General features: G+C 57.8%; 14 protein-coding genes. 5 read left to right on the top strand and 9 right to left on the bottom strand.

Going from position 1 to position 18,597, the window contains the following annotated elements:
• Positions 1 to 347: 347 nt before the first annotated feature.
• A complete protein-coding gene (locus BLQ12_RS17470) occupies positions 348 to 1,457 on the top strand; it encodes a M20 family metallopeptidase (RefSeq protein WP_092212437.1) in 1,110 nt (369 codons plus the stop codon).
• A 229-nt stretch (positions 1,458 to 1,686) separates the two neighbouring features.
• Here the strand turns inward: BLQ12_RS17470 and BLQ12_RS17465 are convergent, their stop codons facing one another.
• The gene (locus BLQ12_RS17465; protein ID WP_092212436.1) at positions 1,687 to 2,820 is read right to left on the bottom strand and encodes a MalY/PatB family protein; all 1,134 of its coding nucleotides are present in this window, start codon (positions 2,818 to 2,820) and stop codon (positions 1,687 to 1,689) included.
• Positions 2,821 to 3,175: 355 nt separating this feature from the next.
• Positions 3,176 to 3,511, bottom strand: a complete 336-nt coding sequence (locus BLQ12_RS17460) for a cupin domain-containing protein (RefSeq protein ID WP_092212435.1) — start codon at positions 3,509 to 3,511, stop codon at positions 3,176 to 3,178.
• A gap of 158 nt (positions 3,512 to 3,669) precedes the next feature.
• Between BLQ12_RS17460 and BLQ12_RS17455 the strand changes: the two genes are divergently transcribed.
• The 3 genes from BLQ12_RS17455 (at position 3,670) to BLQ12_RS17445 (ending at position 8,583) form a co-directional block, all read left to right on the top strand.
• Positions 3,670 to 4,647: a GlxA family transcriptional regulator gene (locus BLQ12_RS17455; protein WP_092212434.1), complete on the top strand. Its 978-nt coding sequence runs from the start codon at positions 3,670 to 3,672 to the stop codon at positions 4,645 to 4,647.
• A gap of 306 nt (positions 4,648 to 4,953) precedes the next feature.
• Positions 4,954 to 6,585, top strand: coding sequence for a PfaD family polyunsaturated fatty acid/polyketide biosynthesis protein (locus BLQ12_RS17450; RefSeq protein ID WP_175469901.1), 1,632 nt, complete (start codon positions 4,954 to 4,956; stop codon positions 6,583 to 6,585).
• Between the two features lie 1,038 nt (positions 6,586 to 7,623).
• The gene (locus tag BLQ12_RS17445) at positions 7,624 to 8,583 is read left to right on the top strand and encodes a bile acid:sodium symporter family protein (RefSeq protein ID WP_092212431.1); all 960 of its coding nucleotides are present in this window, start codon (positions 7,624 to 7,626) and stop codon (positions 8,581 to 8,583) included.
• Positions 8,584 to 8,864: 281 nt separating this feature from the next.
• Here the strand turns inward: BLQ12_RS17445 and BLQ12_RS17440 are convergent, their stop codons facing one another.
• The 4 genes from BLQ12_RS17440 to BLQ12_RS17425 all read right to left on the bottom strand — a co-directional run bounded on the left by BLQ12_RS17440 (position 8,865) and on the right by BLQ12_RS17425 (position 12,737).
• Positions 8,865 to 10,145: a GNAT family N-acetyltransferase gene (locus tag BLQ12_RS17440; RefSeq protein ID WP_092212429.1), complete on the bottom strand. Its 1,281-nt coding sequence runs from the start codon at positions 10,143 to 10,145 to the stop codon at positions 8,865 to 8,867.
• Positions 10,146 to 10,679: 534 nt separating this feature from the next.
• Entirely contained in the window at positions 10,680 to 11,894 is a 1,215-nt protein-coding gene (locus BLQ12_RS17435) for a MerR family transcriptional regulator (protein WP_092212427.1), read from the bottom strand.
• Positions 11,895 to 11,924: 30 nt separating this feature from the next.
• Positions 11,925 to 12,146: a MerR family transcriptional regulator gene (locus BLQ12_RS17430; RefSeq protein WP_092212425.1), complete on the bottom strand. Its 222-nt coding sequence runs from the start codon at positions 12,144 to 12,146 to the stop codon at positions 11,925 to 11,927.
• A gap of 96 nt (positions 12,147 to 12,242) precedes the next feature.
• Entirely contained in the window at positions 12,243 to 12,737 is a 495-nt protein-coding gene (locus BLQ12_RS17425) for a TrmO family methyltransferase domain-containing protein (RefSeq protein WP_175469900.1), read from the bottom strand.
• Positions 12,738 to 13,096: 359 nt separating this feature from the next.
• On the opposite strand from BLQ12_RS17425, the gene leuB reads away from it, so the two are divergent.
• Positions 13,097 to 14,179, top strand: coding sequence for a 3-isopropylmalate dehydrogenase (gene leuB / locus BLQ12_RS17415; RefSeq protein ID WP_092212416.1), 1,083 nt, complete (start codon positions 13,097 to 13,099; stop codon positions 14,177 to 14,179).
• A 642-nt stretch (positions 14,180 to 14,821) separates the two neighbouring features.
• Here leuB and BLQ12_RS28530 read toward each other — a convergent pair.
• From BLQ12_RS28530 to BLQ12_RS17405, 3 genes are all read right to left on the bottom strand, one after another.
• Positions 14,822 to 14,971 (bottom strand): DUF7986 domain-containing protein, encoded by a 150-nt coding sequence (locus BLQ12_RS28530; protein WP_496559520.1) that lies wholly within the window; start codon positions 14,969 to 14,971, stop codon positions 14,822 to 14,824.
• A 186-nt stretch (positions 14,972 to 15,157) separates the two neighbouring features.
• Positions 15,158 to 16,147 (bottom strand): DUF932 domain-containing protein, encoded by a 990-nt coding sequence (locus tag BLQ12_RS17410; protein WP_092212414.1) that lies wholly within the window; start codon positions 16,145 to 16,147, stop codon positions 15,158 to 15,160.
• A 491-nt stretch (positions 16,148 to 16,638) separates the two neighbouring features.
• Positions 16,639 to 18,399 carry a caspase family protein gene (locus BLQ12_RS17405; protein ID WP_175469899.1) on the bottom strand — a complete coding sequence of 587 codons (1,761 nt, stop codon included), beginning with the start codon at positions 18,397 to 18,399 and terminating at the stop codon, positions 16,639 to 16,641.
• Between the last annotated feature and the right edge of the window lie 198 nt (positions 18,400 to 18,597).

The following is an 18,597-nucleotide window of genomic DNA, read 5'->3' as shown; positions in this document are numbered from 1 at the left end:
CTCTCATGATACCTGTTCAGATAAACGCGGCAGTGTCTCACAAAAAGGACTCGCCAAAAGCCTGTATAACTGTTGAGACAAATACGATTCGCTGCGACATCGATGATCACCACATGGTCGCCAACACCTGTAAGCACAGACCGTATCCGTACCGACAATGCCTCGTGGCAAAGGGCCGCACAGGACATTAATCCGTGAACCCCTTAACGATTGTTTGTCTATGTGGTAATGGACGTAAAAGGCGAAGTGCTTTTGTTGCGTTCCCATGCGACAGCACAGGCCCACCGCCGGATACGCGGAATCTTTTCCGCGACCGGAATCCCTACCCCCTAAAGAGAAAGGAACAGATGATGCTCCCCCCATTTCACCAAGACACCTGCGTGGACCTTCTTATCTCCCTGGCGGAAACACCCGGCCCGAGCCTGGGGGAATCGCCGAGGCGACAGGTCCTGGACCATTTTTTAAAAACGCACGGTGTGGAAACAACGGTGGACGCGGCGGGAAACCTTCGGGTGCTCATAGGGGACGGCCCCTGGGAAGAGACCGTGGTGTTCGATGCCCACATGGACGTGGTTCAGGAGGGGTTTGAAGCAAAGGTCACCCGTGACGGGGACCGGCTCATCGGCATGGGCGTCGCAGACGACCTGGCCGCCGTGACCCTGCTGGCCCACCTGGCGGTGGCTCTGTCGGGCCGGGAAGCCACCTTGAAGCGCCCCCTGCTCATTCTCTTTTCCACCGGCGAAGAGGGCGACGGTAACCTCAAAGGCATCCGTCACCTGGTGGCAGAAATGAAAAAACCGCCCCACCTCTTCGTCTCCTTTGATCTGAACTTCGATCATATCTGCCTCACGGCCCTGGGCTCCAAACGCTACCGCATCACCGCCAAAGCACCCGGCGGACACAGCTGGAGCGACTTCGGCCTGCCCGGCGCCATCGACGCCCTCATGGCCCTGCTCACCGAGGTCAAGCACCGGTTCACCGCCACCACCGCCCCCCACCCCGGCCAGGCGTCGTGCAACATCGGCACCATCCAGGGCGGGGAAGGAATCAACTCCATCTCAGCAGGGGCCGCAGCAACCTTTGAGTTCCGTAGCGTCGCCCCGGACATCCTGGACCGCCTGGACCAGGACCTTCGGGAGTGCCTTGCCTCCCACGCCACAGAGGCCGTCACCTTCACCTGCGCCACCACCGGCGAGCGCCCCGCAGCCTCCCCGGTGGAGAGCCACCGCATCGAGCCCATGGCCGTCAAGGCCATCCAAGACGCCACGGGCATCACACCCAAAGAGATCCCCATGAGTACCAACATCAACCTGCCCCTCTCCAAGGGGTGGCCCTGCGTCTGCATGGGCCTCTGCCAGGGCGACCGCTTTCACAGCCACGAAGAGTTCCTCATCACCGACTCCCTGGCCCAGGGCTGGGAGGTGCTGCAGGCCATGCTGCCGGATGACATGGCTTAAACGAAAAGCGATGCCTCCGACGGCCAGGTGGGGGCACCTGGAAACCCTATAGCGAATGCATGGAGGTCGCTGTTATACGAATACTCACAGGGCATTCGCGTGATGTGTGACATGGGACAACCGCTTAGTCTGGAGAGGCCAATTTCATTCTTCCATGAACACGATGAAGGGCATTTGCAACCAGCTTTCAAGGTGGCACACCTTGCCGCCGGAGGCATGTTTTTGGCTTTTATTCTGCCCCTGCCAATGCTTTTTCCATGCGGTCCAGGGCCTCTTTAAGGAGGGCGCGGGTGCAGGCAAAGTTAAGGCGAAGCCAGCCCGGAGCGTCGAAATAGGCGCCGTCGGAGAGGCCCACACCGTGCTCTTCGAAGAAGGTGGCGGGGTTGTCCAGGCCCAGGTCCCGGGCATCCATCCAGATCAAGTAGGTGGCTTCCGGCAGGAGGGGGGTAAGCCCCTTCATGGCGGCAAGGCGCTCAAAGGCGTAGTCGCGGTTGGCTCTTAAATATGCCAGCACTTCTTTCAGCCAGGGGCCGCCGTGGATGTAGGCGGCTGTGGCCCCTTCGTACCCCATAAGGTTCACGTGAGGGACGATGCCCTCCATGGCGGCCTTGAAGCGGGTGCGGAGTTTTTCATCGGAGATGATGGCCATGGAGCAGCCAAGGCCGGGGATATTAAAGGTCTTGCTGGGGGCCATGAGGGTGATGGTGCGGGCGGCGGCTTTTTCGGAGAGGGAGGCCGTGGGGATGTGTTTTCCCTTTTCGTCCAGCACCAGGTCGGCGTGGATCTCATCGGAGCAGATGAGAATATCCCGCGCCTCACAAAAATCAACAAGTCCGGTAAGCTCTTCCTGTGTAAGCAGGGTGCCGCCGGGGTTGTACGGGGTGCAGAGCATGAGAAGCTTCGTCTCCGGGGTCACCTGGGCTTCCAGCACCTCCCGGTTGATCACAAGCCGACCGTCCTCGACGGGCAGGTGCACCTTCACCATCTGCCGCCGGGCGTTCTTTGCGGCCGATAAAAACGGCGGGTAGGCGGGGGTGGGCACGGCGATGGCCTCTGTCTCTCCCACCAATCGGGCCGCCACGTTGAACCCGGTGACCACGCCGGGGATAAAAAGAACCCACTCCCGCTCCACGGTCCAGCCAAACTGGCGCTTGATGTGTCCCTGGACCGCCTCGTACAGGGCATCGGAGGGAAGGGTGTACCCGTACACCGGGTGACCGGCCCGCCTTGTGAGCGCCGTGGTCACGGCCTCGGGCGCTGCAAAATCCATATCCGCCACCCAAAGCGGCAGCACATCCTCTTTAAACCAATCCCACTTGAGGCTTGAGGTCCCCTTGCGATCAATGGGCCTATCAAAATGCATGACAACTCCTTCATTTCTGGTCACAGGCTGGTGCCCTTTCATTACCGATGAACATACTCACCACGGGTCGAAGGTGCCAGAAAAAAGATACCCCTGACTCGCAAATGCTCCGAGCCTAAAAAGAGGCCTTCTATGCTCAAAGTAACGGGAAAAAGCCTGCCTCCGGCAGCGAGGTGAGCCACCTCGAAAGCAGGTTGCGAATGAGCTTTCCCCTTCGTTCCTCAGGGAAAATCACATTCGCCTTTGGTTCAGATCAAACTGAATTTATTTTTTAAAACCTGTTTATCAAACTTTTCAAAAGTTTGGCACCCGGCAGGGCCGCCGGAGGCATCGACAGAGGCCTCTTTTATTCGCTCTACGCTTTCACAGCGTATCGTGACGGCTCCTCGAAAAATGAGATGTCCGCGTATCCCGCATGGATTTTTCCCGAATGGGGGCTCCCGGCAGGAATGTAGTAGCGGTCGCCCTTGGTGAACCGATACGCCTGCCCGTCCACGACCAGGTCAATGGTTCCTTCCAGAACAAACCCCACCTGGGCGGCGTGGGCGTGCTCGGGCAACTCAAGATCCTGGTCAAACTGCATAAACAAAAGCTGATGGGTTTCGGCCTGGGAAAGGTAGGCCGTAGCACCTGGCTGAGGCATGTGGGCAATCGGCAGGGAGGTAATGGGTTCTGGAAATACGGATGACATGGCGTGTTCCTTTTTTTCATGGGGTCACAAACTGAAGACACGTTTAGAAGGGGACTCTTCCAACCGCCTATCCCAGGGTAACCCTTGATGGAAAAAGAGAAAACTGGCAGAATCGACATATTACGTGTCTTTTACGGCAAACCCACGCGAGGCAACGCATGATTCAGGTAACCATTCTGGCCTTTGAACAGTCGGTGGCATCCACCTTTACGGGTCCCCTGGATGTTTTTCACCAGGCGGGGTGCATCTGGAACCGCCTTCACGGCCTTCCTGAAGCTCCGCTCTTTGCCGTAACCCTCGTCACGGTTGACGGAAAGCCGTTCACCACACGCACCGGCCTGCATGTGACGCCGCACTGCGCCATGGACGAATCCGGGGGCATGGACCTCATCGTCATTGGCTCCTATGGAGAATTTACCCCGGAGGGATCACGTGAAGCCCGCGTGGCCTCTTGGTTAAAGGGGCACCATACCGAAGGCGTTTCTCTCGCCAGCATCTGTACAGGAGCCTTTCTCCTGGCAAAAACCGGCCTGCTGGATGGAAAAACCGCCACCACGCACTGGGCTGCCGCAGACCGGTTCCGTACCATATTCCCCCTTGTTGACCTGCAGCCGGAAAAAATACTCACCGATGAGGGGCAACTCTTCTGCTCGGCAGGGCTAAGCGCCGGTGTGGACCTTTCCCTTTACCTGGTGGAACACTATTGTGGAACCGATGTGGCCCGTAAAACCGCAAAAGCCTTTGTCTGCGATGCCAGTCGCACCTCACAGGCGCCCTATTTCACCTTTCGTTACCCCAAAGACCACGGCGACACCACCATTCGAAAAATTCAGGGCCACCTGGAACAACACTGCACGAAGCCCCTGCGTTCCCCTGAAATTGCCCACCGCTTCGGCATGAGCCTGCGAAATTTTGAAAGACGGTTTAAAACAGCAACAGGAACAACCCCTTTAAAATACCAGCAACGCCTCAGGGTGGAGCTCGTCCGGCATCTCCTTGAGACAACCGATATGAGTTTCGATGAGGTTTCCTGGAAGTCGGGATACGCGGACAGCGGCTATTTGAGAAAACTATTTGTCAGGGAAACGGGATTGCTCCCGGTGGAATATCGGCAAAAATTTCGTTGTACCCGTTGAGGCAACCGTAATAAACCAGGCGAAACAGGCCCCACAAACGGACACCTTTATATGCCAATCATTTGCCGTTCCCCAGACAGGAAGCCTTGACAGCCAGACCATTTAGCATGTAAATCCTTCCAAAAACAAAAACAACACACGACATTACCTGCTCCTTCATCAACGTCATGGTTCGGAAACCGCACGCCATAAAGAAAAAACAATCGCCCCTGATGTGAGGCCGGAGCCTGGATACATAAACAGCACCCGAGGTTCCATAGCCCCCTGATGGTCCCTCTCACTGCACGAACCCAATGGGAAAACCTGATGCTCGAATCTGTACCGTCCTGGTGGCGCGCCACCTCCCCCGATGACTCTGCCGTGGATATCCGCAAGGCCCTTGAAACCATCGACAGCCCCTTCTTTCTGGTGGACAGGGGAAACGGGCCCGAGGCCCACACCTCCGGAGAGATCCGTCTGGGATGTGACAAACCCGGTGACCAGTGGCACCCCGCCCTGGCCACGGTTCGCGCCCTGCCCATCTCCGCCCTGGGGTCCCGCAGCTTTCTCAAGCGGCACGGCCTGCGCTTTCCCTATGTCATGGGGGCCATGGCCAACGGCATCACCAGCGAAGCCATGGTGGAGGCGGCCGGGAAAAACGGCATGATGGGATTCTTCGGGTCCGGCGGGTGCACCCTTCCCCGCATCAAAGAGGCCATCGCCCGGCTGAAACAAGCGGCTGAGACAAAGCCATTTCCCTTTGGGTTCAACTTTCTCCACCACCACGGCGCCCCGGAGGCGGAGATGGCCCTGTGCGAACTCTACCTCAAAGAAGGGATCCGCTGCGTAAGCGCCGCGGCCTTTCTCACCATGACCATGGCCCTGGTGCGCTACCGCGTCACCGGCATCCACCTGGGAGAAGACGGCCGGGTGGTTACGCCCAACAAGGTCATTGCCAAGCTCTCCCGGGAAGAGCTCGCCGAAAAATTCATGAGCCCGCCCCCTGCCGAGATCCTGAATAAACTCCACGCCCGGGGCCTCATCACCGACACCGAGCTGGCCCTGGCCCCCCGCATCCCCATGGCTGATGATATCACCGCCGAGGCAGACTCCGGCGGACACACGGACAATCGCCCGGCCCTGGCCCTGCTCCCGGCCATCCAGGCCGTTCGGGACCGCATGATGGCCACCCACGGCTACCCTGAAAAAATCGGCGTGGGCCTTGCCGGCGGCATCGCCGCCCCGGTATCGGCCACGGCAGCCTACGCCATGGGCGCCGACTACATCCTCACCGGTACCATCAACCAGGGGTGCCGCGAGGCAGGAACCTCGGACAAGGTCAAGGCCCTGCTGGCCCAGGCCCGCCAGGCCGATGTCACCATGGCCCCGGCCGCCGATATGTTCGAGATGGGCGGCAAGGTCCAGGTCCTCAAACGGGGCACCATGTTCGCCATGCGCGCCGCCAAGCTCCTGGCCGTCTACCAGTCCGCCAGGAGCCTCGACGACATTGCCGACGCCGACCGCGCCTTTGTGGAGACAAAAATCCTCGGGAAACCGGTCCATGAGGTGTGGAACGACACGAAAACCTTTTTTGACGACCGGGACCCCACCCAGGTCGCCAAAGCCGAGACCGACCCCAGGCACAAAATGGCCCTGGTCTTCCGAAGCTACCTCGGCCAGGCCTCCCTCTGGGCCATCCAGGGTCTTGAAAAAAGATCCGGTGACTACCAGATCTGGTGCGGCCCCGCCATCGGCGCCTTCAACGCCTGGACCCACGGCACCCCCCTTGCCGGGCCGGAAAACCGGGACGTCACCACAGTGGCCTTCAACCTCCTCATCGGCGCCTCGGTGGAAGCCCGCTCCCGCATCCTGGCCAGCCAGTATCCAAGCCTCGCCGGGTTCCGCTTCCTCCCCAAAACCAGCGCCGAACTCGCCGCCTGCTCGCGGGAGATCGATTAAGTTTCAGAAGAGCATAAAAAATGGCCTCCGGCGGGCAGGGGATAAATCCCCTGCACCCCAGGTTCGCAAATGCTCCGTCCCTTCGTTCCTCAGGCCCGTCACATTTGCTGACGGGCTTCGCCCGTAGTTTAATGGTATGGGTTATTGGAAACACCTTCATTTTTTATAACTATTCAGTTTATGCCTCCGGCGGCCCTGCCGGGGGCTAAACTTTTAAAAAGTTTAACAAACAGGTTTTGAAAATCCTTTTTGAATGAATTCTGTATTAAAGGCGGATGTGATTTGACCCGAGGAATCCACCTACACCCGTGTCTATGTGGCCCCATTCGACCCACGTCAATGGGCTACGGCGCGACAAGCAATTCGTCTTCGCCTGCGGCTACGCCGTGACATGGGGGCAAAACGCATCCGCTGCCTGCTTTCAAGGTGGCACACCTTGCCGCCGGAGGCTGATTTTGAAGCTGGATAGTTATATTTTTAAAGCCTTAGAGTAATTTCAATACCCCATGCCGTCACGAACCTGAAACGTTCCCCTGCCCCCCCACTCGGTCTGATATCACGCTGTCACACTAAATCTTGTTTACATACCGCTTTCGACCGTTCAACATACCGAATCGAAAGAGTAAGGGCTTGCACAAAAAATGCCGCAATGATTTACCCCGAGGAACGAGGGTTAAATCATTGCGGCAACCCGCTTTCAAGGTGGCTCACCTTGCCGCCGGAGGCATCGCTTTTTGTTTGTTTTTTTTTGCGGCGACCCTAACCCGGATGTTTCACGAGTCGAGTGCACCCATATTCAAGGCATCAGAGCTGCAGATGTAGTTGTTTACCTCAAAGCTCTGATAACGCAGAAGATGGGTGCACTCGGCTCGCCCGAAGGGTGAGAAAAGCGAGCAGAAAACGGTGAATTACATTTTGCATTTTTGAGATGTCTAAATATTCCCGAATCACCTATGTAATGATAGCTTATGGATTTGGCCTGGTCGTTTTCGCATGAAATATCCGGGCTACGCATCACCATCTGACCTGGAGAGAGATATGCTGAAGTGGATTGAAAAATTCAACCGTCTGTTCGTTGTCTGGGCCGTTCTGATCTGTGTGGTCGCCGCCTTGTTCCCGAGCACCTTTGCCCCCTTGAAATTTCTGATCGTGCCCCTGCTCATGGTGGTCATGTTCGGCATGGGGGCCACCCTGCGGATCGAGGACTTCAAAGAGCCCCTGAAAAGGCCCCACGTGGTCATGCTGGGGGTGAGCATCCAATACCTCATCATGCCTTTGGCCGCTTACCTCATCTCAAAGGCATTAAAACTTCCCACCGAGCTCATGGTGGGCATGGTGCTGGTGGGAAGCGTCTCCGGCGGTACTGCCTCCAATGTCGTGGCCTTCCTCGCCGGAGGGGACGTTCCCCTGTCCATCGTCATGACAGCCGTCTCCACCTTCCTGGCGGTGTTCCTCACGCCCCTTCTCACCGATTTTTATGTGGGCGCAACCGTGCCAGTGGCCGTGCTCCCCATGTTTCTGAGCATCCTCAAAATCGTGGTCATCCCCGTGGCCGCCGGCATTCTTTTAAACACCCTGTTCCAGGAAAAGCTCGAAAAGATCCAGCCGATCTTTCCCTTCATCTCGGTGGTCACCATCGTGATCCTCATCGGCATCATCATCGGACTCAACCAGTCACGCCTGGCCACCCTTGCCCTGCCCATGGCCCTGGCCGTCATCCTCCACAACGCCTGCGGCCTTACCGCCGGTTACGGCCTGTCCAGACTCTTCGGATGCGATGAAAAAACCTGCCGCACCATCGCTATCGAGGCGGGCATGCAGAACTCCGGCCTTGCCGTGGCCCTCTCCATCAAATACTTCACCGCGGCCTCGGCCCTGCCCGGTGCCATCTTCAGCCTCTGGCACAACCTGTCGGGCTCTTTTCTCGCCACGATCTGGACGGCCATGGACGCCAGAAAGGCAAAAAAAGAGGGCTGCCCCGTCCTGACAACGGAGTAGCCCTCAGTTTCGCACATGCTCCGGGGCGGAGCCCCTACGCAATAAGCTTTCACGGTGGTTCACATGGCAGCCGGAGGCATTGCGGTTACATGGATAATGGACAAGTGGCAACAACGTATCCTGAGACGTCGAAACGTCTGAGTCAGTCCGCACAAACCATCAGCGCTTATGCCGGGCGTAGCCCGAGCCGAAGGCAATTGCGCTTTGCCCTGAGGAACGAAGGGCAAAGCGCAATTGCAATATGCTTTCGAGGTGGCTCACCTCGCCGCCGGAGGCAGTTTTTAGTACTGGCAATAGACCCAGGACATCCGCTTGGGAAACAGGGCATCCACCAGGCGGGCGGTGCGGCCCGAGGCGGGGCATACGGCCGGATCCACGTAAAGAAGATCCGGAAAAATATCGGGCCGGATGTGGCGGATCTCCTGCCAGGAGCGATGGCCCAGGCAGAGCAGGGCAAACAGATCGTCGGTCATGCTCACCATGGCATCGCAGTCCTCGCCAGTTGCCGGGCCGATGTGGTGAAGCTTACCGTCCTGCCAGGCAAGGTCGATGCCGGAATCGAACAAGTTGAGCCGCAGGGTGCCCGTGTAGCTGGGGAAAAGGCTTTCCGCCAGTCTACGCTCCAGGACCGGTGCCATGCGCTTCAGAAAAGCTTCTTTGTCCACCATCTTCACCTGCCAGGCGTAAGGCAGGCTCTCCGGGGCGCCCATCGACCGGGCGATTTTTCCCAACGTGGATTCCCGGTGCAGGTTGAGGCGGACATAAGGTTTGTCCCTTTCCAGGGCTTTTCCCTTGCAAAACGAAAGGATCTCTTGTGCCGCGCCTTCGTCAATCCCTTCGCTGACTTCACTCACAATGAGGCCCTTGCCAAACCCGTTTAAGGCAACCCGGATATAATGGGAAACTTCGCGCTTTCGGTCCGTCATCACCCAGAACTCCGAGCCGTACTCCGTTTTCAGGCTTTCTGAAAACAGGTACCGCCAGTTTGCTTCCGTCCGTTTCACGGCAATGGCGTAAGCGCTCCGGTAGGCCTCATCTTTCTGCATCAAAAAAGGGATGTCCTCCACCCCCGCCCGCCTGAATTCAAAACGGGGGTTTTCAATCTTCCCGGGAAGGACGTCCAGGTGCAGGTTGATATGGTTCTCCATCTCCACGGCGTAGTGAAACCCGAACCGATGGTAAAACCCGGGAATCCCCTGGATCACGGCAAGGTCGACCCCCTCGTCCGCAAGGGCCTGGTTGAACTCTTTGTTCAACAGCCGCATCAACCCCTTGCCCCGGTGGGCTTCAAGGGTCCCCACGATGCCCATCTCCGCCACCTTCAGGGGCACCCCTTCCATCTCCCAGGCCCAGGGGATGAGGGCAAAGGCCGAGACAACCCGGCCGGTGGCCTTCTCCTCCGCAATGAACCAGCTCTCCTTTGTCATGCCCGGAAGGTGATGAAACATGGTCTCTGCCAGCACCCCCACCTCTTCCGGGTGAAAGACCTCCTGAAAAAGGTCGTGAAGGCGTTTTCCATCGTCCTTGGATTCTGCGCGGCGTATTTTATAGTCAGTATTCATTCTTATTTTTCCTTAGGATTCCCACACAATTAAATGTCTTTTTTTGATTCCGGGACCATTTGTCTTATTGGATTCAAAAGCAATATCAGGCGCTTTACCTTTACGAATTCTCTCAATAATTCAGCCCCCTGCGACGGCCAGGGCCTTTTGCCAAAGTGGCTTTGCCACCCCCTGCCCCCAATCACGAATGCTCCCGGTCTACGCGCCTGAGCCCGATCACACTCGATTTTTCGTTTCATGGCATCGCCATGGGGGCCAAAGAGGGCGAAGCCACACGAAGCAAAAGGCTCCTGGCCGCCGGAGGTACCCTGTGGTTAATTGTTTTGTAACTATTCAGCCCCAAAAAACAGCCTCCGGCGGCAAGGTGTGCCACCTTGAAAGCAGGTAGCAGATGTAACTTGCCCCTCGTTCCTCGGGTCAAATCACATCTGCATTTAAAACGGCATTCATGTAACTATTTTTTTATGACCTGTTTGTTAAACTTTTTTAAAAGTTTAGCCCCCGGCAGGGCCGCCGGAGGCATAAGCTGAATAGTTACTTGTTTTTTTGCAAAAGCAGGCAGACATATCCGTATTCGTCGCCATGGGTTTCATCCAGGAGAATCTCGTCGGTCATCTCCCGGAGGGCCCGACTCATGCCAAAGGTTTCGATGGTCTTTTTAACGGAGGCTTTCATGTCGCTGTAAAAATCCTGCCAGTCCCTGCGCGGAAGGATAAAGGTGTCAACGACCTCATAGCCCAGGGTTTCCGCCTGCTTTTTTCGTGTGTCGGGGTCGGTCATCCGGGGGTATTCAATGCGCCAGTAGTCCTGGCAGGCTTTGGAAGGTTTGCGGGTAAGCCATACGGCGTCGCTCAGGAAAAGATAACCGCCGTCGCGGATAAGGGGGCGCCACAGAGAAAGGGCCTCCTCCACGCCAACAATGTAGGCACTGCCCTCGGCCCACAGAAGGTCAAAGTGATTCTCCGGAAAGTCGAGGCTGTGCATGCTCATGTTAAGGGGGGTGATCCGATCTTCCAATCCCCGGCGGGTCACCTCTTCTTGAAGACGATCCAGAAACGGCTGGTGGTTGTCCACGGCAGTGATATGTGCGCCGCACGCCGCGGCCAGGACGAGAGAAGCCGAGCCGGAACCGCATCCGATATCGAGGATGGAACGGATTGCCTCCGGATGACAGATGCTGCCAAACGCCTTGAGGGTCGCCTCGGTGCTCCCCGGCCCCTGGCGCTTCATCTGTTCGAAGACGTGAAAAAAATGATTCACGTAGGTGGCGTTGTCGTGCATGTCCCGCGATACCCAGCGAATGTAGAGGGCCTCCTTTTCACTGAACCCCATCTTTCGCAACCAGGCCGCATGCGCATCTGCCGAACGTTTTTCAAACTCTGCATGCCACTCCCGTGCATCGGCAGGAGCCATCTCTGGCGGGGCATCCCCGGTGATCCGATGATAAAGGGAACGAAGCAGGTCCCGGGCCACCGTCATCTCCACCAGCTCCTTTTCCAGGTGCACGAGCCGCTCCCGGACAAGCGCCATATCAGGATCGCCGTCCATAAAATGTCGGCACTCGGCAAGGGAAAACCCCGCCTTCTGGAGCTGCTTTAACATCACAAGCCGGTCCAGGATACCCTGCGAGTAAAGCCGGTACCCGTTCACCGGATCCCTTTCAGGCACAACCAAGCCACCCCTCTCGTAATAGAGAAGCGTGGAACGGGATATGCCGAGCTTTTTCGTGACATCGGAAACGGTGTACATCACCTTGTTCCTTTCATCTGTTCTGTTATCTCAAGAAGGTTCGCCGTCCACAAAACACCGGCACTCGGCAAGGGAAAACCCCGCCTTCTGGAACTGCGTCAACATCACAAGCCGATGCAGGGTACCCTGCGAGTAAAGCCGGTACCCGTTCACCGGATCCTTTTCAGGCACAACCAAACCGCCCCTCTCGTAATAGAAAAGCGTGGAGCGGGATATGCCGAGCTTTCTCATGACATCGGAAACGGTGTACATCACCTTGTTCCTTTCATCTGTTCCGTCAACTCAACACTCTATCCGGCTCCACTCAGTAGCCTATAAACCTGTAGACAGGTCAAAGGGTTTTTCAGGTCACTTACTGGTATTAACCATCCCTTCGAGCTGCCATGCGTCTTCATGCCACTGGGGCCAGTTCTCGAACCATTCCGGGACCACAGCCTCTCGCACCCTGTCCGACACGGGGATATAGGGTTTCAGGTCGATGATGGGTGTGCCGTCATGGGCATCGATCCAGGGGACCCGGATGATGCCCCGGGCCATATCCACTTGAAGGCAGGCACAGGTGGTCACGGCAATGGGGTTGGGCCGATACGGGGACCGGCAGGCAAAAACACCGGCCTCAACGCCCTCTGCATAAGGGAGCTCCGTCAGAAGACGCCCCCTGTCTTCCCGGGTGTCATGGTCGGTTGCCCACCAGAACACCTGCACATGGCTGAATCGGTGAAGCTCTTGCAGCGCGCTGCAAAAGGCCTTGCCAACGTAAAGGGTGAAGCCTCCCTCTATCTCTGCATGAACACGACCGACGGGAAAAATAGAATACGTTTCTTTCTTGGGATTGATCTGCATTGTCACTCCTTGGGTTCTGGGTTCAACAATCAGGAAATGGTATACAATAGAATCCCGAAGCCACACTTTTCCTGTATTGCTTTCCATTTTGCCCATCTTGCTATTCAGCTCAAAGGATCTCCGGCGATGCCCTCACAAGAGAGGACTTCGGGCGACACGCTGCAGGCCGACGCGAACATAATCGTCACATACAGCCTTGACAAAGCCCCCGACTTAACCAATACTACAGACGTTACAGTATTGGTTAATATGGCATACGCCAAACGCATAAGCCGGTCCGGAGTATCTCTCCGCAGGCCCGAAACCCCGCCGAATCCAAATCACGAATTCGGCATGAATCGTTTTTAAATGGTGGTGTGATGAAAAAGATTGCTGTTTTACCCGGTGATGGAATCGGCCCCGAGGTGATGGCCGAAGCGGTCAAGGTCCTGGACGCGGCCCAGAAAAAATTTGGTTTTGAACTCGCCTACACCTGGGCGGACGTAGGCGGTGCCGGCATCGACAACCAGGGCAAAGCCCTTCCCGAGCCCACCGTCACCGTATGCGAAGAGAGCGATGCCATCCTCTTCGGCTCCGTGGGCGGCCCCAAGTGGGAGCACCTCCCCCCGGCCGAACAGCCCGAGCGCGGTGCCCTGCTCCCCATTCGAAAGCACTTCAAGCTTCACTGCAACCTGCGTCCGGCCAAGGTGTTCAAGACCCTGGTAGACGCCTGCCCCCTGCGTGCCGACATCGCCAAAGACGGCTTTGACATCCTCTGCGTGCGAGAGCTCACCGGCGGCATCTATTTTGGCGATCCCAAGGGACGCCACGGCGAAGGCCCTGAAGAGACCGCCTTTGACACCCTGGTCTACAGCCGATTCGAGATCGAGCGCATCGCCCGAAACGCCTTTGACGCCGCCATGAAGCGCAGCAAAAAAGTCACCAGCGTGGACAAAGCCAACGTCCTGACCAGCATGGTCCTCTGGCGTGAAGTGGTCACCGAGGTGGCCAAAGAGTACCCCGAAGTGACCCTCGACCACGTCTACATCGACAACGCAACCATGCAGCTGGTGAAAGACCCTCACCAGTTCGACGTCCTGCTCTGCGGCAACATGTTCGGAGACATCATCTCCGACGAGTGCGCCATGCTCACCGGTTCCATGGGGCTGCTCGCCTCGGCCAGCTTGAACGAGACCGGCTTCGGCCTGTACGAGCCCGCCGGTGGCTCCGCCCCCGACATCGCGGGCCAGGGCGTGGCCAACCCCATCGCCCAGATCCTCTCCGCCACCATGATGCTGCGCTACAGCCTCGACCTGGGCGAAGCCGCCGGCACCATTGAAACGGCCATCTCCAACGTCCTTGAAGCCGGCACCCACACCGCCGACATCGCCCGGGAGAAAAGCACCGTGGTCGGCACCGCCGCCATGGGCGACGCCATCGTGGCCGAGCTGGAAAAATTATAGCTTCAAGGTAACTATTCAGCTTATGCCTCCAGCGTCCCTGCCGGGAGCTAAACCTTTAAAAAGTTTAACAAACAGGCCTTAAAAATAATTACGATTCAACAAACACATATGGGGATAATGACACCTCCCCGATACCGACAGATGGGGCTGTCCGGGGAAGGTGTCGTCGGAGCCAAGGGCTCTGTGCAATGAGATGAAGAGATGAAAATCAGGCTGGTGGGGACATGAAAATGGCCCTCACCAGAACCGATATGGTCGGTCCCGCCATGGGCCGATCGGTGCCTGCAAGGGCCCAATTGTGAGAACGGGGCACAGCTTATGCTGTGTCCCGTTTTGCGTTGGTGGGGCAAACCTGTCGCAGGACCAATGCAGCAAATGGACGGCAACGGACGGGCAAAACCGAAAGCATTGGAAGCCCCGCCATGCGTAGGATGCATTCCATGCACCAAAACGAAGACGATGAGCCCATCGAAGGCCCACGGACCATAAAGGCCTTAGCCTCCCCATCATGGTGCATAAAATGCACCCTACGGGGCGACGGCCAGCGATACAAACCCTTTGAATTGTCGGTACGGGGTAGCCCCACCATGGTCCGGTAGGTGCCCCCAAGAGCCCCTTTTTATTTCATAATAAATAACCGGTTTAACGATATTCTATCTGATGGTGCCCGTATGTTCCATGCAACTTGTGAAATGCAACGCTCTGTTTGGTCTGGTCATTGCCGAAGGGAACTTTTTTCATCCGCCCGCGATACTTTGACAGCAACATCTCTTTTGCATCTTTCTGAAACAGCTCTTCTTACGTTTTTCATTGTCACTCGTCAGTTGGCCTCCGGCAGGTCGCTTTTTGAATAAAGCTAACGGCTACGCCCTGGCAAACCGCAAAAACGTTTCGGTCGGCACAGCTAAATATTTTTCAAGCCTGTTTGTCTAACGTTTCAGAACATTGCCCCCGGGAGGATCGCGGGAGAGTTTTCTTCTATCGACCGAGAATCCACACAAACCGGCTGGCCCACAGGGCATCCTTCAAAGAATCGAGGAGGTCGCCGTAGCTGAAAGTACGCTCGTCGGCGCCGGGCCATGGGGTGCTGGCCACCGGTGGAGGTGTAACGGGGGTCTCCATGGGCTCCGGAGCCCAGGTGGCAAGGATCATGTCCCGGCTGCCGTTCCCATCGGTTGCAATGGCCTCCAGGCCTTTGTAGCGTTCGGCATCGGGGTAGGAAACGGGCTCACGGGATGTCACGGGTTGGTTTGCCATGAGACGCAGGGTCTGACCTGATTCGGAGACATGGTAGAGGCTGAGATAACCGGTGGTCTGGGGCGGGGTCACTAAAACCCGGTAGCAGCGTCCCGATCGCAAGACGCCGGAAGGTGTCACGACCAGCCGCAGCCCCTGGTTTTCTGGCTTTTCCACAAAGAGCTGCCGGAACCACTCCTCGGGCGGGATGGGGTAGACCTTCTGCGCAACCCCCATGGCCCATCCCCCGTGGCGTCTGACCAGGTGATAGTCGTCGGGAAAAATACCGAGAAACGAAAGGTTGTAGGAAAAAGGAAGGCTCGCCTTGTACCCGGAGGCATGGACTTGACCCGGGGTCCGTTCCCCCATGCGGCCATCCCCGAGCTTTTGCATGAACGTGCGGTTGTCATAGGCCAGGGCCACAAAATGTGTGCCCCCTGCCTTGCCGTGCTTCACCGGGGTGAGGTCGTCCAGAACAAACCGGCTGACCAGGGAGACCCGGAACCGGGCATACCCCGACGATCCGCCTGGCCCCTGCTCCCTCACCATCTCCCCCGTGGAAGAGACCCGGACCCCCAATGACTCGGCGATCTCCCGGGCCGCGTCCGCCCGGGCTTCCGCCATGGTCTCGCCTTGCCCGTACCCCACCAGCACATGCCCGGGCCCCTCAAGGTCCCGGTTCACATACCAGCCAGGCCCGCCGCAGCCGAGACAACCCAACAGAAAAACCACCCCAACAATCCATCCTGCACAACGCATCACACACACCCTAATCACATGTAGATCAAAAAGAAGGCCTTTTATCAAAAAAGCCTTCTATGGTTAAAGTCGGGTGAACGACAGGGGCAGAGTAAAAACCAAAAAGATGCCTCCGGCGGCAAGGTGTGCCACCTTGAAAGCACGTTGCGAATGCGCTTTCCCCTTCGTTCCTCAGGGAAAATCACATTCGCCATTGGTTCAGATTAAACTGAGTCTGCCTTTAAAACCTGTTTATCAAACTTTTCAAAGATTTGCCCACCGGCAGGGCCGCCAGAGGCATAAGCTGAAGTCAAACGAATCCCAAAAGCCCGTTATCATGTTTCCAGAAAAACAACATGGGTCTCTCCTGCAAAAGCGGCCGCCCCATGTCACACATCACGCGAATGCCCTGTGAGCACTCGGTCTGGCCGCCGGAGGCAAGCTTTTTCCCCCACGTTAACCATAAAAAGCATACGGTATTTTTTTTACTTCACCGACAGCGTCAACCGGCCGGTGCCCCTCAAGGTCGGTTCCTGGAGTTGCGTGCCGCCCCGGGCCCTGCTGACGCGGCGGGTCTGGTCGTGGACGCGCTCAAAGAGGCTCTCCAGGGTGTGGTGGGTGTGGCACAGCTCTTTCATGAGAAAGTAGCTGAAGAGGCGGTGGCCTTTTTCCGGGTACATGTTGGAAAACTGGCGTTCGGTCCCGGCGGTGAGAACGGCCATGCGGCGGTCATCGATCTCTATCCTTTTGGGCACGAGGCGCGTTGCGGCCCGGCTATCGCCAAAAGCGGATGAACCGTCGGCAGCCCCGGTGAAGCAGCTGTCCAGAAACACCACGGTCTCTGAGGCCCGACTTCGGGCCAGGGATTCCAGCAGGGCATCCACCCTGAAAAAAGAATCGGTGTGGATAAAATCCGGTGCCTGATCCCGGGCCAGGAGGTAGGGGGCGCCGCCCTCGGTGAGGGAAGGCAGGCCGTGGCCGCTGTAGTACAGGTAGATGCGGTCGCCCTCGGCCACCTCCCGCAGGAGAAAGCGAAACTGGTCCTTGATGGAGGCGGCGGTGGCGGGGAAGGTGCGGGATGCAAGCCCCGGGATTTCGCTTAACCCATCGTCGGTGAGGAGAAAAACGTTTTCGGATGGGACCCCCAGGCGTTTCATGGCCACCCGGGTGAAAAACTCGGCGCTGCGGCGTGAGTAGGTGATGGGTCCGGTCTGGTCGTAGGCCTCGATGCCCATGGCAAAGAGCCAGTTTCGGGACTTTTTTTGGACAGGGCGGCTTGCCTTGAGCAGGGCGGGAAGATCGTCATCAAAGGATGCGGCGGAGTTTGGCCGTCCTTTGGCTGCGGTCTTGAGGGCTGCTTCCACCGCCCCGCGATCCCCAATGGCTGGCAGGGGAAGCTGCTCTGTAAACCTGGCCTGCTCCTGCCTGGAAAGGGCCAGAAAATCGGCGCGCAGCTCCGGGGGGAGGGTCAGCAGGTAGGGGCGTTGTTGGGGGAGCAGGCGCTCAAAGGCAGAGGCTTCCTTTGGGGTGAGATCGTATCGCTGCCGGTACCAGGGAAGCAGGTCAAGGGAGAGGGCGTCGGCCCCACCGTCGCAGGAAGCGCTGATATAAAGGGAACGCGATTCAAGGAGGGTGTCGGTGACATCGGGCCGGTAATGGCCCCCGCCGAAGGCCGTGGTCTCCACCCGGCGCCCCTGGTCATCCAGAACCGTCACCCGGACGGCATCCGAACCGTCCTCTTCACGCAGGGATCCGGTGTCGCGGTACACACGGCTCCGGTCCAGCACCTCATAATCCACGGGGGCCCAGAGGTACCCCATGAAAAGCCATGAGCGCAGGTGGCTGTCAAAGACCCGTTGCCGCATGGCCTCCTCCCCTTCGGGATCTCCCCACCCGGAAAAGAGCCTTTTTATACACCAAACGGGGGTCACCACCACGCCGGCCACCGTGGAAAGGGCACCTCCCAGGATCAGTTGGGCGTCGGGCTCGTATCCGTGAATCTCCCACCGCGTCACCCCCCTGGCTTCGACTCGGGTTTTCGCCACCCGTTCGGGCACGTGCCGGGCCGCCGTCACCCGGAACCCGGGCTGCCCCGCACCTTCCGGCACCACCTGAACACGACACACCGCAGCCGCCGTCTCCCGGGGGGCCGCAACGGGTTCCCCTTCGTACTCAAAGGCAAAGCGCTTTTGGGTGCAGGCGCTGAAAAGAAACAAAACAACCAAGGCAGGCAACACACGTTTCACGGGACTCTCCAGGCGGTTTGCGTTCGCATGTTGGGCCCATAACCACGTCAGGGGCCCTCCCCTCTTCTTCTTTATGGTATCGGCACCTGCCGCCTCTTTCTGAACCACCCGGAACATGTCAGGGGACTTTTGACGATACATAAAACAACGGGATATGATAGAGTGGAATGTTGATTAGAGATACGAAAAAAAAGCCTT

It is taken from the genome of Desulfoluna spongiiphila (assembly GCF_900101345.1).
GTDB lineage: Bacteria > Desulfobacterota > Desulfobacteria > Desulfobacterales > Desulfolunaceae > Desulfoluna > Desulfoluna spongiiphila.
Note: the sequence above shows the minus strand (reverse complement) of the source record. Positions and strands in the feature narration are given on the sequence as shown.

Excerpts from the sequence above, each read along its gene's own strand:
- leuB (WP_092212416.1), top strand. The coding sequence starts at position 13,097 with ATGAAAAAGATTGCTGTTTTACCCGGTGATGGAATCGGCCCCGAGGTG.
- BLQ12_RS17440 (WP_092212429.1), bottom strand. The coding sequence starts at position 10,145 with ATGAATACTGACTATAAAATACGCCGCGCAGAATCCAAGGACGATGGA.
- BLQ12_RS17450 (WP_175469901.1), top strand. The coding sequence starts at position 4,954 with ATGCTCGAATCTGTACCGTCCTGGTGGCGCGCCACCTCCCCCGATGAC.
- BLQ12_RS17425 (WP_175469900.1), bottom strand. The coding sequence starts at position 12,737 with ATGCAGATCAATCCCAAGAAAGAAACGTATTCTATTTTTCCCGTCGGT.
- BLQ12_RS17465 (WP_092212436.1), bottom strand. The coding sequence starts at position 2,820 with ATGCATTTTGATAGGCCCATTGATCGCAAGGGGACCTCAAGCCTCAAG.
- BLQ12_RS17430 (WP_092212425.1), bottom strand. The coding sequence starts at position 12,146 with ATGTACACCGTTTCCGATGTCATGAGAAAGCTCGGCATATCCCGCTCC.
- BLQ12_RS17455 (WP_092212434.1), top strand. The coding sequence starts at position 3,670 with ATGATTCAGGTAACCATTCTGGCCTTTGAACAGTCGGTGGCATCCACC.
- BLQ12_RS17435 (WP_092212427.1), bottom strand. The coding sequence starts at position 11,894 with ATGTACACCGTTTCCGATGTCACGAAAAAGCTCGGCATATCCCGTTCC.
- BLQ12_RS17470 (WP_092212437.1), top strand. The coding sequence starts at position 348 with ATGATGCTCCCCCCATTTCACCAAGACACCTGCGTGGACCTTCTTATC.
- BLQ12_RS17460 (WP_092212435.1), bottom strand. The coding sequence starts at position 3,511 with ATGTCATCCGTATTTCCAGAACCCATTACCTCCCTGCCGATTGCCCAC.
- BLQ12_RS17445 (WP_092212431.1), top strand. The coding sequence starts at position 7,624 with ATGCTGAAGTGGATTGAAAAATTCAACCGTCTGTTCGTTGTCTGGGCC.